General features: G+C 72.9%; 4 protein-coding genes. 2 read left to right on the top strand and 2 right to left on the bottom strand.

Annotated elements, in window-relative coordinates; translation table 11 throughout:
- Window positions 1–461: 461 nt before the first annotated feature.
- Window positions 462–1997, bottom strand: coding sequence for an aldehyde dehydrogenase (NADP(+)) (locus tag PV341_RS42745; protein ID WP_500360685.1), 1536 nt, complete (start codon window positions 1995–1997; stop codon window positions 462–464).
- A gap of 112 nt (window positions 1998–2109) precedes the next feature.
- On the opposite strand from PV341_RS42745, the gene PV341_RS42750 reads away from it, so the two are divergent.
- Entirely contained in the window at window positions 2110–2877 is a 768-nt protein-coding gene (locus tag PV341_RS42750; protein WP_500360687.1) for an IclR family transcriptional regulator, read from the top strand.
- Window positions 2878–2886: 9 nt separating this feature from the next.
- Here the strand turns inward: PV341_RS42750 and PV341_RS42755 are convergent, their stop codons facing one another.
- Window positions 2887–4884, bottom strand: coding sequence for a beta-galactosidase (locus PV341_RS42755; protein ID WP_500327308.1), 1998 nt, complete (start codon window positions 4882–4884; stop codon window positions 2887–2889).
- Between the two features lie 157 nt (window positions 4885–5041).
- Here PV341_RS42755 and PV341_RS42760 point away from each other — a divergent pair, with 157 nt between their 5' ends.
- Window positions 5042–6358, top strand: coding sequence for an ABC transporter substrate-binding protein (locus PV341_RS42760; protein WP_500327307.1), 1317 nt, complete (start codon window positions 5042–5044; stop codon window positions 6356–6358).
- Window positions 6359–6574 lie beyond the last annotated feature (216 nt).

Genomic DNA, 6574 nt, shown 5'->3' on the forward strand with positions numbered 1-6574 from the left:
TCGCGGCGCTGCCCCACATCATCCGGCACCGCACGCACCGCTCGTCTCCCCCAGCCTTCGGCCCGGGGGGGACCCCATGGGGGCACCCCGCCACACCCCCTCCGGTCGTGTGGACGGCTGACGGCCGGGCGGGGTTCGAGGGCGGTCCGGGGTTGCCGCAGGTGCCTTACTCGCCCCCACCGGACGTCGTGCGCCCGCACTACGGGAGGGGGTGTGGCGGGGTGCGCCCGGAAGCGACGAGCGGCGGACCCGGGCGCCGAATGACGTAGGGCCAAACCGCGAACGCTGAGGACGTGCGCCGGCGCGGCACCGACCCAGGCACACGATGCGCAGGCCCGCACTGACCGCGCCGGGCAATCGGGAGGGCGGGCGGGGAAACCGCCCGCCGCAGGCGCACACAACCCGCACCCGCACACAACCACCGGGCAGCCCGGCGCAGCCGCCCGCAGACGGGAACCCCGTCAGGCCTCGCGGCGCCCGTTGAAGCGGCGCGGCAACCCCAGGGGGTTGCCGTCGCGCAGCTCTGCCGGAAGCAGCCCCTGCGGCGCGTCCTGGTAGACGACGGGCCGCAGCCACCGCTCGATCGCCGTGCCGCCGACCGACGTGGACGTCGAGGTCGTGGCCGGGTACGGCCCCCCGTGGTGCATGGCCGGGGCCACGGCGACCCCCGTGGGCCAGCCGTTCACCACGACGCGCCCCGCCAGCGGGGTGAGGCGGCGCAGCAGGTCCGCGCCGGAGCCGTCGGCGTCGGTGCCGGACGCCTCGGCCTCGCTCAGGTGCGCCGTCGCCGTGAGGTTCCCGGGGAGCCGTCCGAGGACCCCCTCGACCTCCTCCGCGCCGCCGTAGCGCGCGACGACCGTGACCGGTCCGAAGTGCTCCTCCAGCAGCGCGTCGTGCACGCCGCCCTCCGCAAGCCGCGCCGCCGGGACGGAGACGAAGCCGGCGCGCACCAGGTGCTCGCCGCCGTCGCCGGGCTCGACCGGCGCCTCCACCTCGGGCAGCGTGGTCAGTTCGCGCACGCCCGCGATGAAGTTGTCCCGCATGCGGGCGTCGAGCAGGGTGCCGGGGGCGACGTCGCCGACCGCGGCCGCCAGGGACTTCAGGAGGCGGTCGCCGGCTTCGCCCGCCGGGGCCAGTACGAGGCCGGGCTTGACGCAGAACTGGCCGACGCCGAGGGTCACGGACCCGGCGAGTCCCGCGCCGATCTGCTCGGCGCGCTCCTCGGCCGCGGCCTCCGTGATCACCACGGGGTTGAGGCTGCCGAGTTCGCCGTGGAACGGGATCGGCACCGGTCGTGCCGCGGCGGCGTCGAACAGGGCGCGCCCGCCCCGTACGGAGCCGGTGAACCCCGCGGCGGAAACCAGCGGGTGCTTGATCAGGTCGATGCCGGCCTGGAAGCCGTGGAGCACCGAGACGACGTCGGCGGGCAGGCCGACGGCGACGGCGGCACGGCGCAGCGCGTCCGCGCACAGCTCGCTCGTCGCCGGGTGGTCGGGGTGGGCCTTGACGACGACGGGGCAGCCGGCCGCCAGCGCGCTGGCGGTGTCGCCGCCCGGCACGGAGAAGGCGAGGGGGAAGTTGCTGGCGGAGTACACGGCCACGACGCCGAGCGGGATCTTGTAGCGCCGCAGGTCGGGCCGGGGCGGGGCGAGCGTGGCGTCGGCGTGGTCGATGATGACGTCGAGGAAGGCGCCCTCCTCGACGATCTCGGCGAAGGCCCTCAGCTGGTAGGTGGTGCGCCCGAGTTCGCCGGTGAGGCGGGCAGGACCGAGGGCGGTCTCCGCGTCGGCGGCCTCCAGGATGCGGGGGCCGGCCTCCTCCAGGAAGTCGGCCGCGGTGCGCAACAGCCGGGCGCGCACCTCGCGGTCGGCCAGCGCCGGGAAGGCCGCGGCGGCGGCGCGCACCGCGGCGTCGACCTCCTCGGCGGTGGCTTCCACGGCGACCTGCTCCCGCTGCTTCCCGGTTCGGGGATCGACGCTCCACACTGGTACGGCCACCGCGGGTACCTCCAGGCCTTCCGTTCGATATACTGAACAGCATCCGCAACTGTGAATCTGTTCGGGAGCCTACTTGTGCGGGTCCCGGCCGAACAAGGGGGGTCCACTCCAGATGGCTGCAGGTGAGGGCGGCGCGCAGGTCAAATCCGCGGTGCGGACGGTGGAGCTGCTGGAGTTCTTCGCGGGGCAACCCGGCATGCACAGCCTGGCCGCCGTGCAGGAGGCCGTGGGCTACCCCAAGTCCAGCCTGTACATGCTGCTGCGCACGCTCGTGGAGCTGGGCTGGATCGAGACCGACGCCACCGGCACCCGCTACGGCATCGGCGTGCGCGCCCTGCTGGTCGGCACCTCGTACATCGACGGCGACGAGGTCGTCGCCGCGGCCCGCCCGACCCTGGACCGGCTCTCGGACGACACCAGCGAGACCATCCACCTGGCCCGCCTCGACGGAACCAGCGTCGTCTACCTGGCGACCCGCCAGTCCTCGCACTACCTGCGGCCGTTCACCCGGGTCGGCCGCCGGCTGCCGGCCCACTCCACCTCGCTCGGCAAGGCGCTGCTCGCCACGTACACCGACGACCAGGTCCGCAAGCTGCTGCCGGAGACGCTGGAGCCGCTCACCGAGCACACCCACACCGACCGCGAGAAGCTGATCGCGGAGCTGCACCAGATCCGCGAGCAGGGCTACGCCGTGGACCGCGAGGAGAACACGCTGGGCCTGCGCTGCTTCGGCGTCGCCATCCCGTACCGCACGCCCGCCCGCGACGCGATCAGCTGCTCGGTCCCGGTGGCCAGGCTGACCCCGGCCCACGAGCAGCTGATCAAGGACGCCCTCTTCGACGCGCGCGACCGCCTCACGCTGGCGACCCGCCGTCTGTGACCCTCCCGGTCAGGACTCCTCGCGCAGCACCCGGACGGCACCCGGCGGCACGCTGAGCCGGCCGATGACCCGTTCGCCGGTGAGCAGTTCCGTACCCGGCGCGTCGAGGGGCACCTTCGCCTCGGACCCGGTGTGGTTGATCACGAAGAGGTACCTGCCCTGCTCACCGGCGCGGCGGACGACCTCGACGTCACGCGGCAGTTCGGCCCGGTCCGGCAGGCCCGCGTCCTCCGCGGCGGCGGCCAGGACCGCGCCGATCTCCGCGGGGCCGAGCCGGGTCGAGACGTACCAGGCCGTGCCCTCGCCCAGGGCGTGCCGGGTGACGGCGGGGCGGCCGGCGGCGGGGCCGTCGGCGTACGTCCACACCGGCTCTGCGCCGCGCGGCACGACGACCTCGGTCCACAGGTCGCCGGTGAGGGCGGGGCCCTCGGGGCCGTCGAGCCGGACCCGTTCCCCGTCGAGCAGGGGCGCGAACTCCTCGACGGTCAGCCCGAGCACGTCCCGCAGCGCGCCGGGCGCGGGGCCCGGGTGGACGGTGTCGTGCTCGTCGACGACGCCGGAGAAGTAGGAGACCAGCAGCGTGCCGCCGCCCTCGACGTAGGCGCGCAGGTTCCGTCCGGCGGCCTCGGTGGTGAGGTAGAGGGCGGGGACGACGACGAGGGGATAGGCCGACAAGTCGGCTTCTGGACGCGTGAAGTCGACGGTCAGGTGCCGGTCGAAGAGGGCCTCGTAGTAACTGTCGGCGCGTTCGCGCGCGTCGTGGTCCTGGCTGGGCCGCCACTCCAGCTTCTGCGCCCACCAGGACTGCCAGTCCCACAGCACGGCGGCGTCCGCGACGGTCCGGGTGCCGGCGACCTCGGCGAGGGCGGCGACGTCGGCGCCCAGCCGGACCACCTCGCGCCAGACGCGGCTGTCGGTGCCCGCGTGCGGCAGCATCGCGGAGTGGAACTTCTCGGCGCCGTAGCGGGACTGCCGCCACTGGAAGAACAGGGCGCCCTCCGAGCCGCGGGCCACGTGCGCGAGGCTGTTGCGGGCCATCTGGCCGGGGGCCTTGGCGGGGTTGCGACGCTGCCAGTTGACCCCGCTGGTGGAGTGCTCCAGCAGCAGCCAGGGGGCGCCGCCGGCGACGGAGCGGGTGAGGTCGGCGGCCATCGCCAGGTTGACGTGGGTGCGGCGGCCGTCGGTGATCAGGTAGTGGTCGTTGGTGACGAGGTCGACCTCGCGGCCCCAGGCCCAGTAGTCCATCGAGTCGCACTGGCTGAGCGCGGTCATGAAGTTGGTGGTGACCGGGATGCCGGGTGACAGCCGGTGCAGGATGTCGCGTTCCGCGGTGAAGTTGCCGCGGACGGTCTCGTCCGTGAAGCGGGCGTAGTCCAGCTGCTGGGCCGGGTTGGCGACGGTGGGGGTCAGCCGCGGGGCGTCGACGTGCGCCCAGTCGCCGTAGGTCTGCCCCCAGAAGGCCGTGCCCCAGGCGGCGTTGAGGGCGTCGAGGCCCTCGTAGCGGGCCCGCAGCCAGTGCCGGAACTCCTCGGCGGACGCCTCGCAGTAGCAGGCGCCGACCGGTACGCCGTACTCGTTGTGGACGTGCCACATCGCCACGGCCGGGTGACTCCCGTAGCGCTCGGCCAGCCGCTCGGTGATCCGGGCGGCTGCCCGGCGGTATGCGGCGGAGCTGTGGCAGATGGCGCCGCGCGAGCCGAAGCCGTAGCGGATGCCCTCGCGGCTCACCGGGAGCGCCTCGGGGTGGGCGGCGTAGAACCAGGCGGGCGGCACGACGGTGGGGGTGCCGAGGTCGGCGCGGATGCCGTGCTCGTGCAGCAGGTCCAGCAGCCGGTCGAGCCAGGCGAAGTCGTAGCGGCCGGGCTCGGGCTCCAGCTTCGACCAGGCGAAGATGCCGACGCTGACCATGGTCACACCGGCCTCGCGCATCAGCCGGACGTCCTCGTGCCAGACCTCCTCGGGCCATTGCTCGGGGTTGTAGTCGCCGCCGTAGGCAAGGCGCGCCATGGGATCTCCTGGGTCAACTCTGGGAACGTGCACAGCAGCCCGAGGGGCGGCTCGGCCAAGGTAACCGCACGGCCACAAGCATTGACAAGTGTCGGAGATGTTTCTCTACTGTGAACGCTCACAGCGCCCCCGCGCACCCTCGTCAGGGGAGGAACCCATGAACAAGCGCCTCGTCGCCGCATTCGCAGCGGCCGCGCTCTCCACCACGCTGCTGGCCGGCTGCGGTTCGTCGGACGACGGCGGAGACGGAGACAAGGCGGAGTCCGGACCGGTCAGCCTCACGTACTGGGCCTGGGCCCCCGGCCTGGACAAGGTCGCGGCGATCTGGAACGCCGGTCCCGGCAAGGAGGCCGGCATCACGGTCACGGTGAAGAAGCAGGCGTCGGGCGACGACCTGGTCACCAAGATCATCACCGCCTCGAAGGCGCACAAGGCGCCCGACCTGGTGCAGGCCGAGTTCCAGGCCCTCCCCACGCTGGTGAGCAACGACGTCCTGGCCGACATATCCGGGCAGGCGGGCGACGTGAAGAAGGACTTCGCCGACGGCGTGTGGCAGCAGGTGACCCTCGGCTCCGACGCGGTGTACGCGATCCCGCAGGACACCGGGCCGCTGATGTTCTACTACCGCCAGGACCTGTTCACGAAGTACGGCCTGAACGTGCCCACGACGTGGGACGAGTTCGCGCGGACGGCCCGCGACCTGAAGAAGAAGGACGCCGAGAAGTCGCTGACCACCTTCTCGGCGACCGACCCCGGCCTGTTCGCGGGCCTGTCGCAGCAGGCGGGCGCGAAGTGGTGGACGACCTCCGGCGACGAGTGGAACGTCGCCGTCGACGACGCCGCCTCCACCAAGGTCGCCGACTTCTGGGGCGGCCTGGTCAAGGAGGGCGTCGTCGACAACCAGCCGATGTACACCCCCGCGTGGAACAAGGCGCTCAACACCGGGACCCAGATCGCCTGGGTCAGCGCCGTGTGGGCGCCGGGCGTGCTGACGACCGCGGCCCCCGACACCAAGGGCAAGTGGGCCATGGCGCCGCTGCCGCAGTGGAACGCGGGTGAGAACGTCACGGGCAGCTGGGGCGGCTCCACGACCGGCATCAGCAACGACTCGAAGCACAAGGACGCCGCGGTGAAGTTCGCGACCTGGCTGAACACCGACCCGGAGGCCGTGACGGCGCTGGTGAAGAACGGCGGCATCTACCCGGCGGCGACGGCCGCCCAGACCGGGGACGCGCTCGCCCAGGCGCCGGAGTTCTTCTCCAACCAGCCGGACTTCTACACCAAGGCGGCCGAGATCGCGAAGACCACCGCCCCGGGGGCGTGGGGTCCGAACGTGAACGTCGCCTACAGCGCGTTCAAGGACGCCTTCGGCAAGGCGGCGCAGGACAAGGCCGGCTTCGGCCCGGCGCTGGGCACGGTGCAGTCGACGACGGTCGCCGACATGAAGAAGCAGGGCTTCTCGGTCGCGGAGTAGCGCGCGGCAGCCCCTCAGGCCGACCGGGGGCGCGTGGTGCCCCCGGTCGGCCCGTGTGCCGTCCTCGCGCTGCTACGCGACAGAGAAGCCCTGCTCCTTCTTGTACGCGACCGACCTCGCCTGCACAGTCCGCACCGCCGGGCGGAAGCGGGCCTTGACCTGCGCCTCTTTGACACAGACGTCCTTGCACGCGTGTTCAGCTACGATACCGTGTGG

This window comes from Streptomyces sp. PA03-1a (assembly GCF_033792805.1).
In the GTDB taxonomy this organism is placed as follows: Bacteria; Actinomycetota; Actinomycetes; order Streptomycetales; family Streptomycetaceae; genus Actinacidiphila.

Coding starts and splice junctions, on each gene's coding strand:
- PV341_RS42755 (WP_500327308.1), bottom strand. CDS start 4,884: ATGGCGCGCCTTGCCTACGGCGGCGACTACAACCCCGAGCAATGGCCC.
- PV341_RS42760 (WP_500327307.1), top strand. CDS start 5,042: ATGAACAAGCGCCTCGTCGCCGCATTCGCAGCGGCCGCGCTCTCCACC.
- PV341_RS42750 (WP_500360687.1), top strand. CDS start 2,110: ATGGCTGCAGGTGAGGGCGGCGCGCAGGTCAAATCCGCGGTGCGGACG.